General features: G+C 59.7%; 16 protein-coding genes and 1 pseudogene. 1 reads left to right on the top strand and 16 read right to left on the bottom strand.

What is annotated here, in order from left to right:
* Nucleotide 1 precedes the first annotated feature (1 nt).
* The 7 genes from gcvH to arcD (ACYZT1_RS19200) all read right to left on the bottom strand — a co-directional run bounded on the left by gcvH (nt 2) and on the right by arcD (ACYZT1_RS19200) (nt 7850).
* The gene (gene gcvH, locus ACYZT1_RS19230; protein ID WP_462016236.1) at nt 2-385 is read right to left on the bottom strand and encodes a glycine cleavage system protein GcvH; all 384 of its coding nucleotides are present in this window, start codon (nt 383-385) and stop codon (nt 2-4) included.
* 442 nt (nt 386-827) lie between these two features.
* Nucleotides 828-2336 (bottom strand): sigma-54-dependent transcriptional regulator, encoded by a 1509-nt coding sequence (locus ACYZT1_RS19225; protein WP_462016235.1) that lies wholly within the window; start codon nt 2334-2336, stop codon nt 828-830.
* Between the two features lie 226 nt (nt 2337-2562).
* On the bottom strand, nt 2563-2925 hold the full coding sequence (locus ACYZT1_RS19220) for a DUF5064 family protein (protein WP_462016234.1): 363 nt from the start codon (nt 2923-2925) through the stop codon (nt 2563-2565).
* Nucleotides 2926-2937: 12 nt separating this feature from the next.
* Entirely contained in the window at nt 2938-3867 is a 930-nt protein-coding gene (gene arcC / locus ACYZT1_RS19215) for a carbamate kinase (RefSeq protein WP_462016233.1), read from the bottom strand.
* A 190-nt stretch (nt 3868-4057) separates the two neighbouring features.
* Complete coding sequence (locus ACYZT1_RS19210) at nt 4058-5068, bottom strand: ornithine carbamoyltransferase (RefSeq protein ID WP_462016232.1); 1011 nt, start codon at nt 5066-5068, stop codon at nt 4058-4060.
* 65 nt (nt 5069-5133) lie between these two features.
* Nucleotides 5134-6390, bottom strand: a complete 1257-nt coding sequence (gene arcA / locus ACYZT1_RS19205) for an arginine deiminase (protein ID WP_462016231.1) — start codon at nt 6388-6390, stop codon at nt 5134-5136.
* Between the two features lie 32 nt (nt 6391-6422).
* A complete protein-coding gene (arcD, locus tag ACYZT1_RS19200; RefSeq protein WP_462016230.1) occupies nt 6423-7850 on the bottom strand; it encodes an arginine-ornithine antiporter in 1428 nt (475 codons plus the stop codon).
* Between the two features lie 428 nt (nt 7851-8278).
* Between arcD (ACYZT1_RS19200) and arcD (ACYZT1_RS19195) the strand changes: the two genes are divergently transcribed.
* Complete coding sequence (gene arcD / locus ACYZT1_RS19195) at nt 8279-9706, top strand: arginine-ornithine antiporter (protein ID WP_462016229.1); 1428 nt, start codon at nt 8279-8281, stop codon at nt 9704-9706.
* Between the two features lie 229 nt (nt 9707-9935).
* On the opposite strand, the gene ACYZT1_RS19190 is transcribed toward arcD (ACYZT1_RS19195), so the two are convergent.
* From ACYZT1_RS19190 to gap, 9 genes and pseudogenes are all read right to left on the bottom strand, one after another.
* Nucleotides 9936-11267, bottom strand: coding sequence for a CoA transferase (locus tag ACYZT1_RS19190; RefSeq protein WP_462016228.1), 1332 nt, complete (start codon nt 11265-11267; stop codon nt 9936-9938).
* Nucleotides 11268-11419: 152 nt separating this feature from the next.
* A complete protein-coding gene (locus ACYZT1_RS19185) occupies nt 11420-12175 on the bottom strand; it encodes a methyl-accepting chemotaxis protein (RefSeq protein WP_462019284.1) in 756 nt (251 codons plus the stop codon).
* Between the two features lie 102 nt (nt 12176-12277).
* Nucleotides 12278-13285, bottom strand: a pseudogene (locus ACYZT1_RS19180) (methyl-accepting chemotaxis protein); the annotation flags it as partial.
* A 450-nt stretch (nt 13286-13735) separates the two neighbouring features.
* Nucleotides 13736-14122, bottom strand: coding sequence for a YbaN family protein (locus ACYZT1_RS19175; RefSeq protein WP_462016227.1), 387 nt, complete (start codon nt 14120-14122; stop codon nt 13736-13738).
* Between the two features lie 114 nt (nt 14123-14236).
* Nucleotides 14237-14845, bottom strand: coding sequence for a biliverdin-producing heme oxygenase (locus ACYZT1_RS19170; protein ID WP_462016226.1), 609 nt, complete (start codon nt 14843-14845; stop codon nt 14237-14239).
* Between the two features lie 110 nt (nt 14846-14955).
* A complete protein-coding gene (locus tag ACYZT1_RS19165) occupies nt 14956-17520 on the bottom strand; it encodes a TonB-dependent receptor (RefSeq protein WP_462016225.1) in 2565 nt (854 codons plus the stop codon).
* Nucleotides 17521-17641: 121 nt separating this feature from the next.
* Nucleotides 17642-18550, bottom strand: a complete 909-nt coding sequence (locus ACYZT1_RS19160; protein WP_462019283.1) for a FecR family protein — start codon at nt 18548-18550, stop codon at nt 17642-17644.
* A gap of 183 nt (nt 18551-18733) precedes the next feature.
* Nucleotides 18734-19252: an RNA polymerase sigma factor gene (locus ACYZT1_RS19155; RefSeq protein WP_462016224.1), complete on the bottom strand. Its 519-nt coding sequence runs from the start codon at nt 19250-19252 to the stop codon at nt 18734-18736.
* A gap of 201 nt (nt 19253-19453) precedes the next feature.
* Nucleotides 19454-20455, bottom strand: coding sequence for a type I glyceraldehyde-3-phosphate dehydrogenase (gene gap, locus ACYZT1_RS19150; protein WP_462016223.1), 1002 nt, complete (start codon nt 20453-20455; stop codon nt 19454-19456).
* Nucleotides 20456-20616 lie beyond the last annotated feature (161 nt).

The following is a 20616-nucleotide window of genomic DNA, read 5'->3' as shown; positions in this document are numbered from 1 at the left end:
CTCAGGCTTCGGCGTTGGCTTTGATCAGACGGTCATACGCGTCTTGATCGAGCAGTTTGGCAACGGCCGATGTGTCGGCAGGCTGGAAGCGAAAGAACCAGCCCTCGCCCAGCGGATCTTCGTTGACCCGTTCAGGGCTGCTGTCCAGCGCCGGATTCACTTCCAATACGTCGCCGTCGAGCGGCATGTACACACCGCTGGCGGCTTTTACCGATTCCACGGTGGCGGCTTCTGCGCCCTTGGCGTAGGACTGCAGCTCAGGCAGTTGTACGAAAACCACTTCGCCCAAGGCGTTCTGCGCAAAAGCGGTGATGCCGACAGTGACGGTGCCATCGGCTTCGGTGCGCAGCCATTCGTGATCTTCAGTAAAACGCAACTCGCTCATGGACACTCCTGAGGGACCAGACTCGTCTGGTGGACGCTGTTGAATACTCGGGCTGAGGCCCGGATTGATAACGTCTGAGCTAGCAAGATCACTGCCAATGTATATTTTTTGTGTAAATTCAGTGGGTTAGATGGACGTCATTGAAGTCGGGATGGCCCGTCTGTAGCGAAATCGCTACGACTTCACAGGGGAAAAAAGCTCACAGGGATCAAAGCCTTGCATTACCGTGGCGGGCGAGTGGTGTAGCGATAACGTTCCGCTGTAGCGCTTTCAGTACAGTGGATGTCGTTTTTGGAGAAGCGCTTGAATATTGCGAACCTGTGGGGCGAGCCTGCTTGCGATGGCGGCGGGTCAGGCGATGATGATGCCGACTGCCAGCCCTCATCGCGAGCAGGCTCGCTCCCACAGGGTTTAATGAAGGAAAGAGATTGTACGCCCGGCCTCACGGCTTGCCGGGAATCCCGTACTTGCGCAGACGATGGGCAATTGCGGTGTGCGACGTTTGCAAGCGATTGGCTAATTGGCGGGTCGAGGGATAACTGACGTAGAGTTTTTCCAGCAGGGTTTTTTCGAATGCTTCCACCGCCTGCTCCAGGCTATCAATCTCGACGTCGTTCTGGCGCGCCACCGAAGTGCCGGCGATGTCGAGGTCGCCGATGTCCACCAGGCTGCTTTCGCAAATCGCCGCCGCGCGGAAAATCACGTTTTGCAGCTGCCGTACATTGCCCGGCCAGCGGTTGTCGAGCAGGGCCGGGTAGGTGCCCGGCGCCAGGCGGCACACCGGCCGCTGGATTTGCGCGCAGGCCTGCTGCATGAAATAGCGGGCGAGCAGCAGAATGTCCTGGCCGCGTTCGCGCAATGGCGGCACTTCCACATTCAGCACGTTAAGACGGTAGAACAGGTCTTCGCGGAACGTGCCTTCGGCGACCATTTTTTCAAGGTTGCGATGGGTCGCGCTGAGGATCCGCACGTTGACCTTGATCTCGCGATCACCGCCTACCCGACGGAAGCTGCCGTCATTGAGAAATCGCAGCAATTTGGCCTGCAGGTACGGCGACATTTCACCGATTTCATCGAGAAATACCGTGCCCTGATTGGCCAGTTCCATCAGCCCCGGTTTGCCACCGCGTTGCGCACCGGTGAAGGCACCGGGGGCGTAGCCAAACAGCTCGCTTTCGGCGAGGTTCTCCGGCAGTGCTGCGCAGTTCAGCGCAAGGAAAGGTGAACTGTGCCGGGCGCTGATGGCGTGACAGGCGCGTGCGACCAGTTCCTTGCCAGTGCCGGTTTCGCCCTGAATCAACAGTGGCGCGTCGAGTGCCGCCACGCGTTGGGCGCGGGTCTTGAGGGTGCGAATGGCGGGTGATTCGCCGAGCAGCGCGTCGAACCCTTCGGCGTGGTCATGGTGCAGCGCCGAGAGACGTTCGCCGATGCGATTCGGTTGATACAACGTCAGCAAGGCGCCCGCATCGGTGATCGGCGTGGCGTCGAGCAGCAGGGTCTGGCCGTTGACGGTGATTTCGCGCAGTGGCAGGCGGAAGCCGTTTTCCAGCAGGGCATCGAGCAAGGCGGGGTCGGCGAACAGCTCGGCGACGCTTTCACCGGCGGGTTCGCGCTCGTACAGAGCAATCAGCGCCGGGTTGGCCAACAAGACTTTCCCGGCACTGTCCACGGCCAGCACCGGGTCGGTCATCGCCGCAAGCAACGCGTCGAGCTGCAGGTGCCGACGCTGACCGGGCAGGATGTCGACCACCGTCATTGCCTGCACGCCGCGCACGCTGAGCAAGGCGTCGCGCAATTCTTCGAGCACTTGCGGACTGAGGGTCGGGGCGTCGATGTAGACGTTGGGCGGGACCATTTCCACCGCATCCAGATTAAGGTTGCGCCCACCGAGCAAGGCCAGGACTTCCTGGGTAATGCCGACGCGGTCGATGAAGCTGACGTGGATACGCATGAGGCGGTTCTGGGTTCTGAGGTGCGGAGGGTGGCAAGTATGCCTTGGAGCGGGGTGGTTGGTGAAATCCTGCGCTAGACTTGGGGCGCGACACCCCTTGTGGGAGCCAGCCTGCTGGCGATTGGCGGATCGGACATTCAACATGTTTGTCGTCTGACACTCCGCTATCGCCAGCAGGCTGGCTCCCACAGTTGCCTCTGGACGTTCTGCGGGGCTTTTGCAGAAGTTATTCGAAGTTCTCCAGATTTACCGGGTCGCCGGACTTCATGTCCAACTTCTTTCGAATGTCTTCAAACATCAAATCGTAATGTTTGTGAACAGAGCCGATCTGGCTATGAGTCTTTGGGATGCCGTACTTCTCGGCGATTTTTGTTACGTTATTGGCAAAGTTATAAGCCTCGGCTTTGGGCAGAAAGAAGGTCTCCTTCATGTCCTTCCCCTGCATGCTGCCATGGATGGTGAACAGTATCCCTTTACCTTCCTTGGGATCCTGCATGACCTCATAGTCCAGGTGCACATTGTAGTTGACATCATCGGGGGTCAGCGCATGACGCTCGATGTGCAGATGTCCTGGCTCGAACGTTGCCATTGACGTCTCTCCTTACAGGTAAGTAATACCAGGTTTCGCCGTGCTGATACGCGTGCCGGCCGTGCCCTGGACGATCGTTTGGATGTCCGAGAGTGAACCGATCACCGCGGTTTTTCCAGTATGGCGGGCGAATTCGCAGGCCGCTTGCACCTTGGGTCCCATGGAGCCGGCAGCGAAGCCGAGTTTTTCCATTTCGTCCGGGTGCGCCTGGCCGATGGCTTTCTGCGTCGGTTTGCCGAAGTCGATGAAAGCCGCGTTGACGTCGGTGGCGATCACCAGCAAATCGGCATCCAGCTGTTCGGCCAGCAGCGCCGAGCACAGATCCTTGTCGATCACCGCCTCCACGCCTTGCAGTTTGCCGTGGGGGCCATACATCGTCGGGATGCCGCCGCCGCCGGCACAAATGACAATGCTGCCTTTTTCCAGCAGCCATTTGATCGGACGAATTTCGAAAATGCGTTTCGGTCTCGGGCTGGCGACCACGCGGCGGAATTTATCGCCGTCCGGGGCAATCGCCCAGCCTTTCTCGGCGGCGAGTTTCTCTGCTTCGACTTTGCCGTACACCGGGCCGATCGGTTTGGTCGGGTTCTGGAAGGCCGGGTCGTTGGCGTCGACTTCCACTTGGGTGAGCAGGGTGGCGAACGGCACTTCGAAATCCAGCAGATTGCCCAGTTCCTGTTCGATGATGTAGCCGATCATGCCTTCGGTTTCGGCACCGAGCACGTCCAGCGGGTAAGGTGAAACTGACGTGTAGGCCGCCGCTTGCAGCGACAGCAGCCCAACCTGTGGGCCATTGCCATGAGCGATGACGAGTTCGTTGCCGGGGTGGATCCGGGCAATTTGTTCAGTGGCGACGCGGATGTTGGCGCGTTGATTGTCCGCGGTCATGGGTTCACCACGGCGGAGCAGGGCGTTACCGCCCAGGGCGACGACGATACGCATAATGCAGTCCTTTTAAACAAAGATGTTGCGAGCAACTCGATCTCCCTGCTTGAACCCGATCAGTGTGGGAGTGAGCCTGCTCGCGATGACCCTTTCACATTCAACGGTGATGTTGACTGTTACTCCGCTATCGCGAGCAGGCTCACTCCCACAGAGGGGCTGGTTCCAACCGGGAGAGTCGTGTCGGTCCTCAGAGATCAGCCAGCGTCGAGACCAGGATCGCCTTGATGGTGTGCATGCGATTTTCCGCTTGCTCGAAGGCGATGCACGCCGGGGACTCGAACACGTCGTCGGTCACCTCGATGCCGTTGGTCAGGTGCGGGTATTGCTCGGCGATCTGTTTGCCGATCTTGGTCTCGCTGTTATGAAAGGCCGGCAAGCAATGCATGAACTTGGTGCGCGGGTTGCCGGTGGCTTTCATCAGTTCGGCGTTGACCTGATACGGCAGCAACTGCTGGATACGTTCGGCCCAGGCTTCGACCGGTTCGCCCATCGACACCCAGACATCGGTGTGAATGAAGTCCACGCCTTTAACTGCCGCTTGCGGGTCTTCGGTGAGGGTGATGCGCGCACCGCTTTCTTCGGCGTATTGCTTGCACCGTGCGACCAGATCATCCAGCGGCCACAGGGCTTTGGGCGCGCAGATGCGCACATCCATGCCCAGCTTGGCGCCGATCAGCAGCAAAGAATTGCCCATGTTGTTGCGCGCATCGCCCAGGTAGGCGTAGCTGATCTCGTGGATCGGCTTGTCGGCATGCTCACGCATGGTCAGCACATCGGCGATCATTTGCGTCGGGTGGTATTCGTCGGTCAGGCCGTTGAACACCGGCACCCCGGCGAACTTCGCCAGCTCCTCGACGATTTCCTGCTTGAACCCGCGGTATTCGATAGCATCGTACATGCGCCCAAGCACCCGGGCGGTGTCCTTCATGCTTTCCTTGTGGCCAATCTGCGAGGAGTTCGGATCGATGTAAGTGACGTTCGCGCCCTGGTCATAGGCCGCGACTTCGAAGGCGCAGCGGGTGCGGGTCGAAGTCTTTTCGAAGATCAGCGCGATGTTGTTGCCTTTGAGATGTTGCTGTTCGGTGCCGGTGTATTTGGCACGCTTGAGGTCGCGGGACAGATCAAGCAGGTAGCGCAGCTCACGAGGCGTGTGATGTTCGAGGCTGAGCAAATTACGGTTGTGGATATTGAACGCCATGATGATTCTCCTTGGATTCGGTAATCGGCCCGGCGGCCACGGGTATGGGCCGCCGGGATGGTCGCTTAGTAATCGACAGGATCGCGAATGATCGGGCAGGTCATGCAATGGCCGCCGCCACGGCCGCGGCCGAGTTCGCCGGCGCTGATGGTGATGACTTCCACGCCGGCCTTGCGCAGCAGGGTGTTGGTGTAAGTGTTGCGGTCGTAACCGATGACCACGCCGGGCTCCACCGCCACCACGTTATTGCCGTCGTCCCATTGCTCGCGTTCGGCGGCGAAGCTGTTGCCGCCGGTTTCCACCACGCGCAGCGCTTTGAGGTCAAGCGCGGCGGCCACGGTGTCGAGGAAGCTGGTTTCTTCGCGGCGAATGTCGATACCTCCCTGTTTGCTCTCATCAGGTCGCAGGGTGAACGCGACGATCTGGTTGACCACCTCCGGAAAGATCGTCACCAGGTCGCGGTCGCAGAAACTGAACACGGTGTCCAGGTGCATCGCCGCGCGGGACTTCGGCAGACCGGCCACGATCACCCGTTCCACAGCTTTGTTCTTGAACAGGTTCAAGGCCAATTGGCCGATGGCCTGGCGCGATGAACGCTCGCCCATACCGATCAACACCACGCCGTTGCCGATCGGCATCACGTCGCCGCCTTCAAGGGTCGAGCTGCCGTGGTCTTTGTCCGGGTCGCCGTACCAGATGTCGAATTCGGCGCCGGTGAACTGCGGGTGGAATTTGTAGATGGCGGTCGCCAGCAAGGTTTCCTGACGACGCGCCGGCCAGTACATCGGGTTCAGCGTTACGCCACCGTAGATCCAGCAAGTGGTGTCGCGGGTGAACTGGGTGTTGGGCAGCGGCGGCAGGATGAAGCTGGAGTGGCCCAGGAAGTCGCGGAACATCTGGATGGTCTTGCCGCCGAAACTGTCCGGCAGATCATCGGCCGACACGCCACCGATCAGGAACTCGGCGATATGCCGCGGCTCGAGACTGCGCAACCATGACTTCACTTCGTTGATTAAACCCAGGCCCACCGAATCGGCGGTGACCTTGCGCTCCAGAATCCAGTCCAGTGCTTCAGGGGTCGCGACGATGTCAGTCAGCAGGTTGTGCATTTCCAGCACGTCGATCCCGCGTTCACGCATTTTGGTAACGAAGTCGAAATGGTCGCGTTTGGCCTGGGCAACCCAGAGAACATCGTCGAACAGCAGTTCGTCACAGTTGTTGGGAGTCAGCCGCTGGTGGGCCAGGCCTGGGGAGCAAACCATGACTTTGCGCAGTTTGCCGGCTTCGGAATGTACGCCGTACTTCACTTTTTCCGTGGTCATTACAGTGATCCTCCAGATGAACAAGTCGGGTGTTACAGGGTCAGGAAGCCGTCGTAGAGTCCGTAAGCCGCCACCAGAGCGCCTATGACGACTGCGGCAAAAATCAGCTTCTCGACGTTGGTGAAAACCGGTTTGTTGACTTCAAGCTTGGCCTTGGCAAACAGGATTGCGCCGGGCGCATACAACAACGCCGACAGCAGCAGGTATTTGACACCGCCGGCGTACAGCAGCCAGAGCGCGTAGATCAGGGCTATACCACCGATCAACAAGTCTTTCTTGCGTTCGGCCACAGCGTTTTCATAACTCTCGCCACGCACCGCCAGCAGCAGGGCGTAAGCCGCCGACCACAGGTACGGCACCAGAATCATCGAGGTGGCGAGGTAGATCAGCGACAGGTAAGTACTGGCCGAAAACAACGTGATAATCAGGAAAAGCTGAACCATCGCGTTGGTCAGCCACAAGGCATTGACCGGCACATGGTTGGCGTTTTCCTTGCGCAGGAACGCCGGCATGGTGTGGTCTTTCGCGGCGGCGAACATGATCTCCGCACACAGCAGCACCCACGACAGCAACGCGCCCAGCAGGGAAATGATCAGGCCGACGCTGATCAACACCGCACCCCAATGCCCGACCACATGCTCCAGCACGGCGGCCATCGACGGGTTCTGCAATTTGGCCAGTTCCGGCTGGGTCATGATGCCCAGTGACAGAACGTTCACCAGCATCAGGAACAGCAGCACGGTGATGAAACCGATTACGGTGGCCTTGCCGACATCGCTGCGCTTTTCCGCCCGGGACGAGAAAATGCTCGCGCCTTCGATACCGATGAACACCCAGACGGTGACCAGCATCATGTTGCGCACCTGGTTCATCACGCTGCCCAGATCAGGGTTTTTCACCCCCCAGATATCAGCGGTGAAGATTTCCAGTTTGAAGGCGAAAATCGCGATCAGCACGAACAGCACCAGCGGCACGATCTTGGCGACCGTGGTCACGAGGTTGATGAACGCCGCTTCCTTGATCCCGCGCAGCACCAGAAAATGCACGGCCCACAACAGCAGCGAAGCGCCGATGACCGCGGCAGGCGTGTTCCCCTCCCCAAATATCGGGAAGAAGTAACCGAGGGTGCTGAACAGCAGCACGAAGTAACCGACGTTGCCCAGCCAGGCACTGATCCAGTAACCCCACGCAGACGAGAAACCCATGTAATCGCCGAAACCGGCCTTGGCGTAGGCATAGACCCCGCCGTCCAGATCGGGCTTGCGATTGGCCAGGGTCTGGAACACGAACGCGAGGGTCAGCATGCCGACTGCCGTGATGGCCCAGCCGATCAGCACCGCGCCGACATCGGCGCTGGCGGCCATGTTTTGCGGCAAAGAGAAGATCCCGCCACCAATCATCGAGCCGACCACCAGCGCGACCAATGCGCCGAGTTTCAGTTTTCCGGGGGATTCAGACATTGCATGACTCCGTGCAGGAGAAGAGAGACAACAGAGTAATTCTGTTAGCTAATCAATCAGCTGACTTAGATCAGTGCATGGGCACATTCCATTGTTATTGAAAGACTTAAGGGTTTCCGCGAGCCTGTCGGCATTGCTGCAAAGGCGCTGTCTAGAGGCCTTATGCGACCAGACAGGAACGCTTCGCATTGCTCGGAGTACTTACGCTAGTTGGTTTTGCGCTTTACGCAAATTTTTTTGCCGATGATGCGTAGATGGAATAACTTATTTACGTTTGCTTTAGCCTGTTATTACTGATGCTCTGCATAGAAGGCTCGGCTATAAAGATTGAGGATCTTCAGTGAACGTTATTGCTAGTTCGCCTAAGTTAAAGATATTGATGTGACAGTTATTGCGGCGCGGGTCGCACCGAAAAAGGAAAAGCAGGCATGCCGCAACCGACGCACAAACTGAAGCTGGGTGCGCTGATCGCTCTGGTCGTGGGCTCGATGATTGGCGGCGGGATATTTTCCCTGCCGCAGAACATGGCGGCCCGGGCCGACGTCGGCGCGATTTTGATTGGCTGGGCGATCACCGCGGTGGGCATGCTGACCCTGGCCTTTGTCTTCCAGACCCTGGCCAATCGCAAACCCGAGCTGGACTCCGGTGTGTACGCTTATGCCAAGGCCGGGTTCGGCGATTACATGGGGTTTTCGTCGGCGTGGGGTTACTGGATCAGTGCCTGGCTGGGCAATGTCGGGTATTTCGTTCTGTTGTTCAGCACGCTCGGGTATTTCTTTCCGGTCTTCGGTCAGGGCAACACACCGATCGCCATCGGTTGCGCGTCGGTGTTGCTGTGGGCCGTGCATTTTCTGGTGATGCGCGGGATCAAGGAAGCGGCGTTCATCAATCAGGTCACCACCGTGGCGAAAATTGTGCCGCTGATCATCTTTATCGTGATCGCCGCTGTGGCGTTCAAGGCTGATATTTTCACGAGGGACATCTGGGGCCGCAGCAACCCGGATTTTGGCAGCGTGATGGAACAGGTGCGCCACATGATGCTGGTCACGGTGTTCGTGTTCATCGGCATCGAAGGCGCCAGTGTCTATTCGGCCCGAGCGGAAAAACGCAGCGACGTCGGTCGGGCAACCGTGATCGGTTTTCTCGGAGTGTTGGCGCTGCTGGTGTTAGTGAATGTGTTGTCGCTGGGGATCATGAGTCAGCCGGAACTGGCCAAATTGCAGAACCCGTCACTGGCCGGGGTGCTGGAACATATCGTCGGCCCTTGGGGCGCTTTGCTGATCAGCGTGGGCCTGGCGGTTTCGTTGCTTGGCGCGCTGCTGTCGTGGGCGCTGCTGTGCGCTGAAATCCTCTTCGCCACCGCGAAGGACAAAACTATGCCAGCGTTCCTGACCAAGGAAAACGCCAATCATGTGCCGATCAATGCGTTGTGGCTGACCAATGTGATGATCCAGATATTTCTGCTGATCACGCTGTTTTCTGCCGGCACTTACACCAGCCTGATCTACCTGGCATCCTCGATGATTCTGGTGCCGTATTTGTGGTCGGCGGCGTATGCGGTGTTGCTGAGCGGACGCGGCGAAACGTATGAGCATGCCTCGGCGGAACGCACCAAGGACCTGATGATTGGCGGCATTGCGCTGGTTTACGCGGTGTGGCTGCTGTATGCCGGCGGGGTGAAATATTTGTTGCTGTCGGCGTTGTTGTACGCGCCGGGGGTGATTCTGTTTGCCAAGGCAAAACGTGAGCAGGGCCTGCCGCTGTTCACGCGTATCGAAAAGGGGATTTTTGCCTGCGTGCTTGCGGGGGCAGGGTTGGCGGCTTATGGGTTGTACAGCGGGTTGTTGACGTTGTGAAAGCTGTGGACTGATCCAGAACTTACGTCGGTAACGCCGACCTTTTCGCGGGCAAGCCCCTGCTCCCACAGGGTTTTGTGTATGGCGCGGTGAATCAGGTGGGCAATGCTGCCTCTTCGCGGGCAAGTCGGAGCGCTGAACCGCTCGCTCCTGCAGCGACCCAGTGGCTGCGGTTACACGCGGTCAACCAATGTGGGAGCGAGGCTTGCTCGCGAGGGCGGCAGAACAGTCACCACCACTGAGCGCGATGGGAACCCAATTCACAGGACGCCAGCGTCCACTGCAACGGCGTCCCGCTGATTTTCAGCGGTACATTCAAGCGATGCGCCGGTCCCCATGGCGTCTGCTCCACCAAAACGCCTTGATCGTGTGCATCCTCGGGCCGTAACGACTCCTCAGTCCCGGCGCCGCCCTCGATCAACAGCTTCGCCGTGCGCGCCAAAGACAACCGCGCCGAGCCTGCGCTGCCCAGCAATCTGATCGCCGCAGCAGCCATCAAATACCCGGTTGCGTGGTCAAGCGCTTGCAAGGGCAACGGCGTCGGCTTGTCAGCGTTTTTCCACTGCATGCCTGCTTCAGCAATGCCGCTGCTCATTTGCACCAGGCTGTCGAACCCTCGACGATGGCGCCACGGGCCGCACCAGCCGTAAGCGTTCAGGCTTACATCGATCAGGCCGGGCGCCAGGTTTTGCCGTTCGGCGGGGCCATAACCCAAGCGCTCAAGGGCATCCGCTCGATAGCCGTGCAGCAAAATGTCGGCATCCTTGAGCAGGCTTTCAAACACCACCCGGTCGGCGGGTTGATGTAGATCGAGGCGCGCGCAGCGTTTGCCCAAAGTGACTTCGGGCACCACGCCGGGCTCATTCCAGGTCGGCGGATCGATGCGCAAAACGTCGGCACCGAGCCCCGCCAGAAAACGACTGGCGACCGGGCCGGCAAGCACTCGGGTCAAATCGAGGACCCGGATCCCGGCGAGCGGTTGCGCCACCGAACCTCGCCAGGGTTTGCCGTGCTGACTGCCGTTGCCGGCGAACTGGATCAGCGGCTCGGCATTCACGGCCAGTCCTTGCGGATGCGCCTGCCACTGCGCCCATGTGCGCATTTGTGCGGCGCAACCTCCCGCCGCGACCACGGCGTCCTCCAACGCGGTTTTCTCCCATTGCGCCACGCTGCTGGCCATGGCCGCACGATCGGCACAGGCGCCCAGCACCGTCTCGGCCGCCGCGCGATGGTGCGGCGCGTTGGTGTGCAGGCGAATCCAGCCATCCTTGGTTGCGTAGTCACCGGCGATCGGGTCCCACAAAGGCGGCACAGTCCAACCGACTGGGCGGATCGAGGTAGCGAACCAGAACGATGCCAGGCGACGGTCGACTTCCAGGCCGGGCAAGCGGCCGGTGTGTTGCAGCAGCCATTGCCCGACAGCTTGACCGGCGGCGGCAATGCTGGCGCACGCAAGCTCCGTGACGGCGAACGCCGAGGGCAGGGCGCCATGCGAGGTGAACGGGGTCTGGGTGTTCGGCAAGCCGAGTGCGGCTTGGATGGGCGTGAGTAGATCAGTCATCGAAGGCCCTCCGGGAGAGGGCTCGAGCATAGATCAAAAGAAGTGACAGGCAGAATGAAAGCTGTGGGCTTGCTCGCGAAGGGACCATCAGCTTCTGAATGATACACCGCTTTCGCGAGCAAGCCCTCTCCCACAGGGATCTGCGGTGAGCTTTACACCCGGAACTGATCCATCAATTTCATCTGCTGATTGGCCAGGGCATTGAGGTGGCTGCTGATCTGCGCCGATTCAGTCGCTTGCCCGGTCAGGGTTTCGGTCACGGTGCGGATGGCCGAAACGTTGCGGTTGACCTCTTCGGCGACTGCGCTTTGCTGTTCGGCGGCGCTGGCGATCTGCAGGTTCATGTCGCTGATCACGGTGACCGCATCGCTGATTTTGCTCAAGGCTTGCACCGCTTGCTGAATCTGCCCGGCGTTGCTGTGCGCCTGGGTCTGGCTTGAGTGCATGGTGGCCACGACGCCGCGTGTCCCGGTCTGGATGCGTTCGATGACGATGCGAATCTCTTCCACCGAATCCTGCGTGCGTTTGGCCAGGTTGCGTACCTCGTCGGCGACCACCGCAAAACCACGGCCGCTTTCACCGGCGCGAGCCGCTTCGATTGCCGCGTTGAGTGCGAGCAGGTTGGTTTGCTCGGCGATGCTGCGGATCACTTCCAGCACCGAGCCGATCTGCTCGCTGTTGACCGCCAGTGCTTCGACTTCACCCACTGCTTTACTGACTTCGTCGGCCAGTTGATTGATGTCGCGGGTGCTGCGCTCGATGATCGACATGCCGTCGCGGGCGGACTGGTCGGCGCCCTTGGCGGCGTTGGCGGCATTCGACGCGCTGTTGGCAACGTCGTGCGCGGTGGCGCTCATTTCATTGGACGCGGTGGCGACCTGATCGATTTCGCGAAACTGCACTTGCATGCCTTCACTGGTCTGGCGAGCAATTTCCGAAGACTGATCGGCGGTGCCGCGCGCATCGGTGATGCTTTGCTTGATCTGCGCGATGGTCGGTTGCAGCTTGTCGAGGAAGCGGTTGAACCAGCTGACCAGTTCGCCGAGTTCGTCCTTTTTGCTGTACTGCAAGCGCTGGGTCAGGTCGCCGTCGCCGCTCGCAATCGCCTTGAGCATCTCGGCCACGCTGTTGATCGGCCGGGTCACGCCTGTCGCGGTCAGCCAGATCAGCAATAAACCGATCAGCCCGGCTGCCACCGCAACGGCCACCGCCATCACCGTGCCGCTCTGCTGAGCGTCATCAAGCACTTCCTGCAACTTGACCGAGTCTGCCAGCAGCACGTGCCTGGGCAGGTCGATCACCACGGCCCAGGCCTTGGAATCGGTAATCGGACGGACCGGATAAACCGCACGAATCAAATCACCCTGTTCAAGGATTTTTGGCATGCCCGCACCGAGCAATTGCAGGACATCCTTACCGTCAGCCCCCAGTGTGTCAGCGATAGTTTTCCCGACTTTGCTGGCGTCATTACTGTACCCGGCCAGCACGCCGCTGCCAGAGACGATCAGCATATGCCCGGCGTTGTTGAACAGATCGCGCTGGGAATTGACGGCCGCGGCCTGCAGTGCGTCGAGGGCGATGTCCACGCCGACCACGCCAATGGACTTGCCGTCCACCAGCAGCGGTACGGAAATGGTCGTCATGAGCATTTCCTTGCCGGCAACCGTGTCGGCATACGGGTCCAGCAGGCAGGTGCGCTTGCTGTCGCGAGGGCAGGTGTACCAGCTGTTGTAGGGTGTGCCGCTGAGGCTGAGGGTGGTTTTGGTCATGTCGTCTTCGACCATGATCGTGTTGATCCCGGCCCCGCCGGCGCGGCTCCAGTAACTGGCGAAGCGGCCTGCTTCGTTGGACTGGCGCGCCTCATCATTGGCGAACTCGCTGTCCCTGCCGTCCAGACCGTTGGGTTCGAACGCCAGCCAGATGCCCAGCACTTTGGTGTTTCGCTCGAATGCGGTTTTCAGGTTCTGGTTGAGTTCTTCGCGCACCGCGCCGGCTTCAAGCGAGCGCTTGGCGGCCATGGTGCGCAAGTCCTTGATCTGGTCCGCCAGCGCGGTGACCACCAGCAAACTTTCGCCAAAAGTCTGCTGCACCCGCACCGCTTGTTCGGCGGCCTTGGCTTCAAGCAAATCCTGCACGCTGGCAGTCAGCATTTTGCTACTGGAGGCGCTAACCAACTGGTCGTTCTGGTTGGTCTGGTAAATGTTCATGCCGACGATCAGAACGACCACGCCCAGCAGGCATAGCCCGGACAACAGAACGATTTTCAGGCGGATGGAGAGAGAGTCGAACATGGGGCGAACTCGCGAATGGATGAGGTGTTGGCTGTGAGTCGAAGTCGACCCGGTTTGCCAAATCCATTCAGCGCCATTCAAGGCACATCGGCGTGGGCGCAGGTTGCATGAATGCCAGCCGACGAACGGCAACAGGTGAACGTTTGCGCAGGACAATGCCCTGAAAAGAACAAGAATTCAGGAGGTTTTCGGCAACGATTCCGGGCGCGACCACAACCAAATATTGCCCACACTCATGCCCGCAATCGCCAGATAGATCGGCCACCCATGACCCAGCATTCCCAGCATCAACCCCGCGCACAGCAGCATGCTGACGGTGGCGCTGACCTTGGCGCGACGAGCGATGATTTTACCGTTGCGCCAGTTATGCAGGATCGGCCCCAACAGCCGGTGGTTTTCCAGCCAGGCACTCAGGCGCGGCGAGCTTTTGGTCGCGGCCCAAGCGGCCAGCAGGATGAATTCGGTCGTTGGCAAGCCAGGAACGACGATGGCAATCAGGCCGATGCCCAGGCTGACGTAAGCCAGCAGGGCGAAGAGGATTCGAGCCAGGGGTGTGCGAGTCATAAGGCGTTGTAACTTGTAGGAGCGAGGCTTGCCCGCGAAGAACGATAACGCGGTCTGTCTGAAAGTCCGAGGTGCCTTCTTCGCGGGCAAGCCTCGCTCACAGGTGCGGTGTGATCAGGCAGGTTCGGCTGCGGTCGAGTACGCCTGTTCCAGCAGAACGGTGAAACGGTTGAACGCATCGATTGCGCCTTTATCCAGCTCGGCTTCTTCTTGCGCGCTGAACGCCAGTCCATCGAGCGTCTTGACGAAGCTTTTCCAGCCTTCAGCGCGGCCACCGGCCGGTTCGGCGAGGTGACGAGCGCCAAAGGTTTCGCTCAAGCCAAGACCCACCGCACGCTTGATCAGGAAAGCCGCACCGAGCTTCGAGCCTTCCGAAACAAACAACCAGCCCAGGGCCTCGGCTTTGGTTGGGCGGGTCACGGCGCCGGCAACCGGCTCCGGCACTTCGGTTTCCAGATCCGCCAGGTCAGCCTTGGCCGCTTCAGCGCGACAACGGGCTGGCAAGTCCGGCACGATGGCGATCAATTCGATATCGTCGTACAACGACACCAGTTCCGACTGGAACAAATACTGGGCGACCACGAAACGCGCGAAGTTGGCCTGGGTTTCGAATGGTGCGTGGGCTTTGACCAACGCATCGAGTTTGGTGTGAGGTTCGTGAGTGATCAGGTTCAAACGTTGCGAACGCAGTGCAGGGCGTTGAGCAGTGTGCTGGGAAGTCATGAGAAGTCCTTGAGAAAAAGAGGCGCTTGGTAACGAGACGAACGGGGCGGCGCCACACAGTAAAAAAATCCCCGCGCTCCGGTGAGAGAGCGCAGGGAGGACCCACCGGGTCAGATATCCCAGACCAGATTGACCGAGAAGTTACGACCCGGTTGGGTCAGGCGATCAAGGTTGGCCGGTTGCGTCACCGAAGCTTCGCCGACGTTGTCGTAACCGCGCACGTCATCCCACTGCCAGTACTTCTTGTCGGTCAGGTTGTACAGGCCAGCGTTGAGGGTCAGATCGTCGGTCACTTTGTAGAATCCCGCCAGGTCGAGCACGCCATAGCCCGGGGTCTTGAACTGGGTGCTGGTGCCATCCGGGGTGTTGAAGCTGCTGCTGTCGACCCGGGTTTTGCGTTTGACCAGGGTCCAGCTCAACAGGCCGCCGTAGGTGTCCTGGTCATAACCCAGGCCGAACACGCCGGTCAGTGGATTGATGCTGTTAAGCGGCTCGCCGTTGTCATCGTTGCGACCCTGCAGGTAGGCCACCGAGCCTTGCGTGTAGAGACCATGCGGCGCACCGAAGTTGTCCAGGTTCAAACGACCTTTGAGTTCGAGGCCCTTGATGGTGGCGTGTTTGATGTTGTTGCTCTGGAACGTGAGCTCGGTGTAACCGGGGGTGATGGCATTCTCATTGATGAAGTCGCGGTATTTGTTGTAGAACACCGCCACATCGAAGGTGCCCGCTTCGAACTGGCCGCGCAGGCCGGTTTCATAGCTCTTGCTCTTTTCCGGTTTCAGGTCGGGATTGGGCTCGACGTGATAGCCGCCGGACGTGTTTTCGAAGCGGCCATACAAGGCTTTGGCGGTCGGCGTACGGAAGCCTTCAGCGTACTGGCCATACCAGGTGTAGTTGTCGTTGAAACTGTAGGTGGTGCCGAATTTGGGTGACAGACGATGCCAGGTCTTGCTGTCGTCGCTGATCACGCCGTTACCGCTCTGGTCGGCGGTGGCCAGGAATTCGTCGGTGATGTGCGGCTTGAGCTGGGTGTAGTCATAGCGTGCGCCGGGCAGGAAGGTCCAGTTGTTCCAGCTGATCTCATCCTGGGCGAACAGGCTGTAGGTGTTGATGGTCGGGTCCGGGAAATCGCTGGCCGGGGTCAGGGTGTCGGCGGCGCTGGCGGCGCCGATGGTGCGACAACTGCCGGCCACGGTCAGGCATGTGCCGCTGCCGGTACGCAGGCCGGTGACTTTGTTCTGTTTGAGGGTGGTGCCATAGGTGACGCGGTGGTCGGTGTCGGCGATGGCGAACGACTTGTCGGCCTGGGCATCGAACACCCATTGGCGATCCTTATAGGTGGTTTCGCGGGTACGCAGCACCGTGCGCGATGGCGCATAGATTTCCTCGGTGCTCTGGTCGGTCTTGGCGATCTGGTAGTTCAGCGTCCATTTGATGTGATCGGCCAAAGCGCTGTCCAGGCCGAAGCTGTGCTCCAGACCGAAGCGCTCACGGGTGATGGTGTCATTGCCGGTACGCGATTTATAGAAACCGAAACCGCTCCCCGCGTTGAATGGACCGCCGACCGCGCTCAGCTGGTTGGTGTCGCGGTCATCCTTGTAGTGCTCGTAAGTCAGCCCGAAGCGCGAGTCGTCGGCGTAGTTCCAGCCCAGTTTGGCCAGAACGTTGGTGGTGCGCACGTCCTCGGGGTTAGCCTCGGAGCGGTTCAGCCCGGTGCCACCGGTTTCGCCATAGGACTCTGTTTCATGACCATTGCGCTGGCTCAGGTGCAGCAGGCCGTCGAACTCGCCGGTGCGGCCGGCCACAGTGCCCGAGGTCAGCCAGCTGTCATCGGCCGAGCTGTAGCCGGTTTTCAGGCGTGCGCCGACGTCCTTGCCGGGTTTGATGATGTCGTCAGGGTCCAGGGTGTAGTAGCTGACTGCGCCGCCGATGGCGCTGCTGCCGTACAGCACCGAAGCCGGGCCGCGGAGGATTTCCACGCGCTTGACGATTTCCGGATCGACATAGTTGCGGTTGGTCTGGGCATACGGACCATTGAAGAAACCATCGGGCACTTGCACCCCATCCACCTGAGTCAACACGCGGTCACCGTCGATGCCGCGGATGTTGTAACCGGTGAGGCCGCTGCGCTGACCGGAACCCCCTACCGAAACGCCGGGCTCGTAACGCACCAGATCCTTGATGCTATTGACGTTGTTGCGGTCCAGCTCTTCGCGAGTGTGTACGGTGACAGTGCTCGGCACGCTGACCACGTCCTGTTCCTGTCGGGTGGCGCTGATGGTGACCTGTTGCAGATTGAGGGCGCCGCTGGTGCTGCGCTTTTCCAGCACGATGTTGTTATTGCCCAGTTTGCGATAGCTCAGGTTGGTCCCCACCAACAGGCGCTCCAGGGCTTTTTCCGGCGGCAACGAACCCCGTACTCCCGGCGAGGCTACGCCTTCAGCCAGTTCGGCCGGCAAGCCGACTTGCCAACCGGTGACGGCAGTGAATGCGTTGAGCGCCGACACCAGCGGTTGCTGCGCAATGGCGAATGCATAGTCGCCCATGTTGCGGCTCGGTTGCTCGGCGGCGGTGGCGGCCATGGCCGATGCACTGCCGGCCATCAGAATGGCGGCGGTCAACAGGGACAATACGCGTGAAGGTGAAGAGCAGTGGCGTGTAAGGCGAGAGGACATCGATAGCGCTCCGTGTCGCACGAATCTTTATAGGTGCTGATTGGCATGCGAGATGCGAATCAATTGCATTGGCTATAACGAGACGAACGAGCTTCAGCTATCGAGTAAAAATAATTCTCATTCAGTTCAGAATCACCACCGCAGGAAATTCCTGCAGGCGAGCCGAGGTGATGTGCGCAAGTGAGCGAACCACGTCCAGCGGCTGATCGAGGCGGTAATTGCCCGTCACGGCAACATTCGCCAACTGCTCGTTGTTGTTGATGATCCAGCCGGGGTAGTAGCGGCGCAGTTCCGCGAGCACTTCGTGCAACGGACAGTTCTCGAACACCAGACGGCCCTGAACCCAGGCCAGGTCGGTGGTTGCATCGAGTTTGGCGGGGCGGTCAAAACCGTTCGGACCGATGCGGATGCTTTCGCCCGCAGACAAGCGAATGCGCGCATCGTCGCGGGTGGCCTGCAAATCGATGTCGCCGCGCTGCACCCGAACCTGCGCCACGCCATCGAGGTAACGCACCGCGAAAGCGGTATCGCGGACACTGGCTTTCACCGGCCCGGCATCGATTTGCAGCGGCTGGTCACGACTGGCCGGCACGTCGAAAAACGCTTCGCCCTCATACAGGCGGGCCACGCGCTGTCGATCGTTGATGGTGCTGGAGAAAGCCGAGTTGGTGTTGAGCAGCACTTTTGAGCCGTCCTCAAGCTGCAGGCGCTGGCGCTCGCCGACCACGGTCAAATGATCAGCCTGAATGCGCAAAGGCACATTGCCGAAGCTGAACAAACCAAGGATCAGCACGGCGGCGGTGGCCAAGGGGCGCCAGTGCGGGCGCAGGCGTGAAAGCACGGTGACTTTGGGCGGCAGGGCAGCGAGATCCTGCGCGCACTGCGCCACCTGCGGACCGTCCCAGATGGCCTGCGCTTTGGCGAACACGTGCTCATGCAGAGGGTCGGCGGCCAGCCAGGCGTGAAACGCTCGTGTCTGCTCCTCGTTTGGGCTGCCCAGCACGATCAGCCAGTCCAGGGCCTCGTCCATGGCTCGGGCAGGGTCATCCGCCGTTTCGGGCAGAGAGGGGCGGCGGGTTTCCTTCACGGTGTTTCCTCGGCAGTGTCTGTGCACGGCTGTTTTATAAGTGAAGCCTGAACGTGCGGCAAGGGTAGCAAGGTGCCCGGGCTCAGCGCCGTCGGCCCTCGATAAATTGAGCGCACGCTTGAATAGTCAGTCGCCATTCAGGCGTTCAGCGACGCCGACGCAGATGGCCATGATCAGCTTCAACTCTTTTTGCACGGTGCTCAGCGAGACATCGAGCTCGTCGGCAATCTCCAGATAACTGTGTCCGTGCAGCCGGCTCAGAATGAATATCTGCTGCTGACGATGGCTGAGTTCACCGAGACTCACATTCAAACGCTCCAGTAATTGTTCGGCATGGGCAGCATCCTCGGCGCTGCTGGCTGGCGCAGCGATGCTTTCCACCACATCGAGCGGCACATCGTCGAGCATTGTCCGTGACTGGATGCGTCGTGCGCGCAAATGGTCGAGCGCCAGGTTACGGGCGGTCTGGAAAACAAAAGGCTCAAGGTGATCGATGGCCCGCTCGCTGAGGGCACGGGAGACCCGCAAGTAGGTTTCTTGAAGAAGATCTTCAGCGGTGCTGTGATTGTTGACCATCCGCTCCAACGTGCGCAGCAAGGAAACCCGCTGGGCGATGAAGACGTGATTGAAGCGCGATTGACTCACGGGAGAACCTGATCCATTTCAAGCGAATGATAATGCTTATCATCCACGCGAATGGTCAAGCGCTTATTTGTTATGAAATACGCATTGCCTCCTGTAGGAGCGAGCCTGCTCGCGATGGTCGTCAACGGTAACGCGTGCTGTCTGGACACCAGCGGCGCCCAGAAGTCCATCGCGAGCAAGCTCGCTCCTGCACGATTTGCGTTATTCGGCGTTGCACAGCGCCAGACAGTTATCGAGCATGCGGTTGGAGAAGCCCCATTCGTTGTCGTACCAGGCCAGCACTTTGAGCAGTTTGCCGCTGGATTTGGTGTGATTGGCATCGAAGATCGACGACAGCGGGTTGTGATTGAAGTCGCTCGAGACCAGCGGCAGGGTGTTATAGCCGAGGATCTTCGAATGCTGGCTGGCTTCCTTGAGCAGCGCGTTGACTTCATCGGCCGACGCTTCGCGCTTGAGCTGCACGGTCAGGTCGACCAGCGAAACGTTGATCACCGGCACGCGCACTGCCATCCCGGTCAGCTTGCCCGCCAGTTCCGGCAACACCAGACCGACTGCTTCAGCAGCGCCGGTCTTGCTCGGGATCATGTTCTGCGTGGCCGAACGCGCGCGGTACGGGTCGGAGTGGTAGACGTCGGTCAGGTTCTGGTCATTGGTGTAGGCATGGATGGTAGTCATCAGCCCACTCTCGATGCCCAGCTCGCGATGCAGCACCTGAGCGACGGGTGCCAGGCAATTGGTGGTGCACGACGCGTTGGAAATGATTTGATGCGATTGCCGCAGAATGTCGTGGTTGACCCCGTACACCACCGTGGCGTCTGCGCCTTTGGCCGGAGCCGAAATGATCACTTTGCGCGCGCCCGCCGTAATATGCGCAGCGGCTTTGGCCCGGTCGGTGAACAAACCGGTGCATTCGAACACCACGTCGATTTTTTCCGCCGCCCAGGGCAGCTCGGCAGGGTTGCGAATGGCGCTGACGGCAATACGGTCACCATTGACGGTCAGGCTTTCCTGATCATGCTGCACATCAGCATCGAACGTGCCGTGAACCGTGTCGTATTTGAGCAGATGCGCATTGATGGCACTGTCGCCCAGGTCATTGATTGCCACAATCTGCAAATCCTGGCGGTAGCCTTGGGTATACAGTGCGCGCAGGACGTTGCGGCCGATCCGGCCAAATCCATTGATTGCGATGCGAAGAGTCATTAACTGGGCCGCCGTCGATTTGTTGTTGGAATTACAAGATTATTCGCATAAAAATAGAAAACAAGCCTTTTTAATGGCAATATTTTATTCAATCTACAACGAGTGACCTGAATCAACTGGTCCAACCGATCAAGCAAACCGTCCGTCATCCCATCGACCGC

The sequence above is a fragment of the Pseudomonas sp. PB3P13 genome (assembly GCF_054897735.1).
This window is presented reverse-complemented; position numbering and strand designations above follow the sequence as displayed.

Coding starts and splice junctions, on each gene's coding strand:
- gcvH (WP_462016236.1), bottom strand. CDS start 385: ATGAGCGAGTTGCGTTTTACTGAAGATCACGAATGGCTGCGCACCGAA.
- ACYZT1_RS19225 (WP_462016235.1), bottom strand. CDS start 2,336: ATGCGTATCCACGTCAGCTTCATCGACCGCGTCGGCATTACCCAGGAA.
- ACYZT1_RS19220 (WP_462016234.1), bottom strand. CDS start 2,925: ATGGCAACGTTCGAGCCAGGACATCTGCACATCGAGCGTCATGCGCTG.
- arcC (WP_462016233.1), bottom strand. CDS start 3,867: ATGCGTATCGTCGTCGCCCTGGGCGGTAACGCCCTGCTCCGCCGTGGT.
- ACYZT1_RS19210 (WP_462016232.1), bottom strand. CDS start 5,068: ATGGCGTTCAATATCCACAACCGTAATTTGCTCAGCCTCGAACATCAC.
- arcA (WP_462016231.1), bottom strand. CDS start 6,390: ATGACCACGGAAAAAGTGAAGTACGGCGTACATTCCGAAGCCGGCAAA.
- arcD (WP_462016230.1), bottom strand. CDS start 7,850: ATGTCTGAATCCCCCGGAAAACTGAAACTCGGCGCATTGGTCGCGCTG.
- arcD (WP_462016229.1), top strand. CDS start 8,279: ATGCCGCAACCGACGCACAAACTGAAGCTGGGTGCGCTGATCGCTCTG.
- ACYZT1_RS19190 (WP_462016228.1), bottom strand. CDS start 11,267: ATGACTGATCTACTCACGCCCATCCAAGCCGCACTCGGCTTGCCGAAC.
- ACYZT1_RS19185 (WP_462019284.1), bottom strand. CDS start 12,175: ATGCAAGTGCAGTTTCGCGAAATCGATCAGGTCGCCACCGCGTCCAAT.
- ACYZT1_RS19175 (WP_462016227.1), bottom strand. CDS start 14,122: ATGACTCGCACACCCCTGGCTCGAATCCTCTTCGCCCTGCTGGCTTAC.
- ACYZT1_RS19170 (WP_462016226.1), bottom strand. CDS start 14,845: ATGACTTCCCAGCACACTGCTCAACGCCCTGCACTGCGTTCGCAACGT.
- ACYZT1_RS19165 (WP_462016225.1), bottom strand. CDS start 17,520: ATGTCCTCTCGCCTTACACGCCACTGCTCTTCACCTTCACGCGTATTG.
- ACYZT1_RS19160 (WP_462019283.1), bottom strand. CDS start 18,550: ATGGACGAGGCCCTGGACTGGCTGATCGTGCTGGGCAGCCCAAACGAG.
- gap (WP_462016223.1), bottom strand. CDS start 20,455: ATGACTCTTCGCATCGCAATCAATGGATTTGGCCGGATCGGCCGCAAC.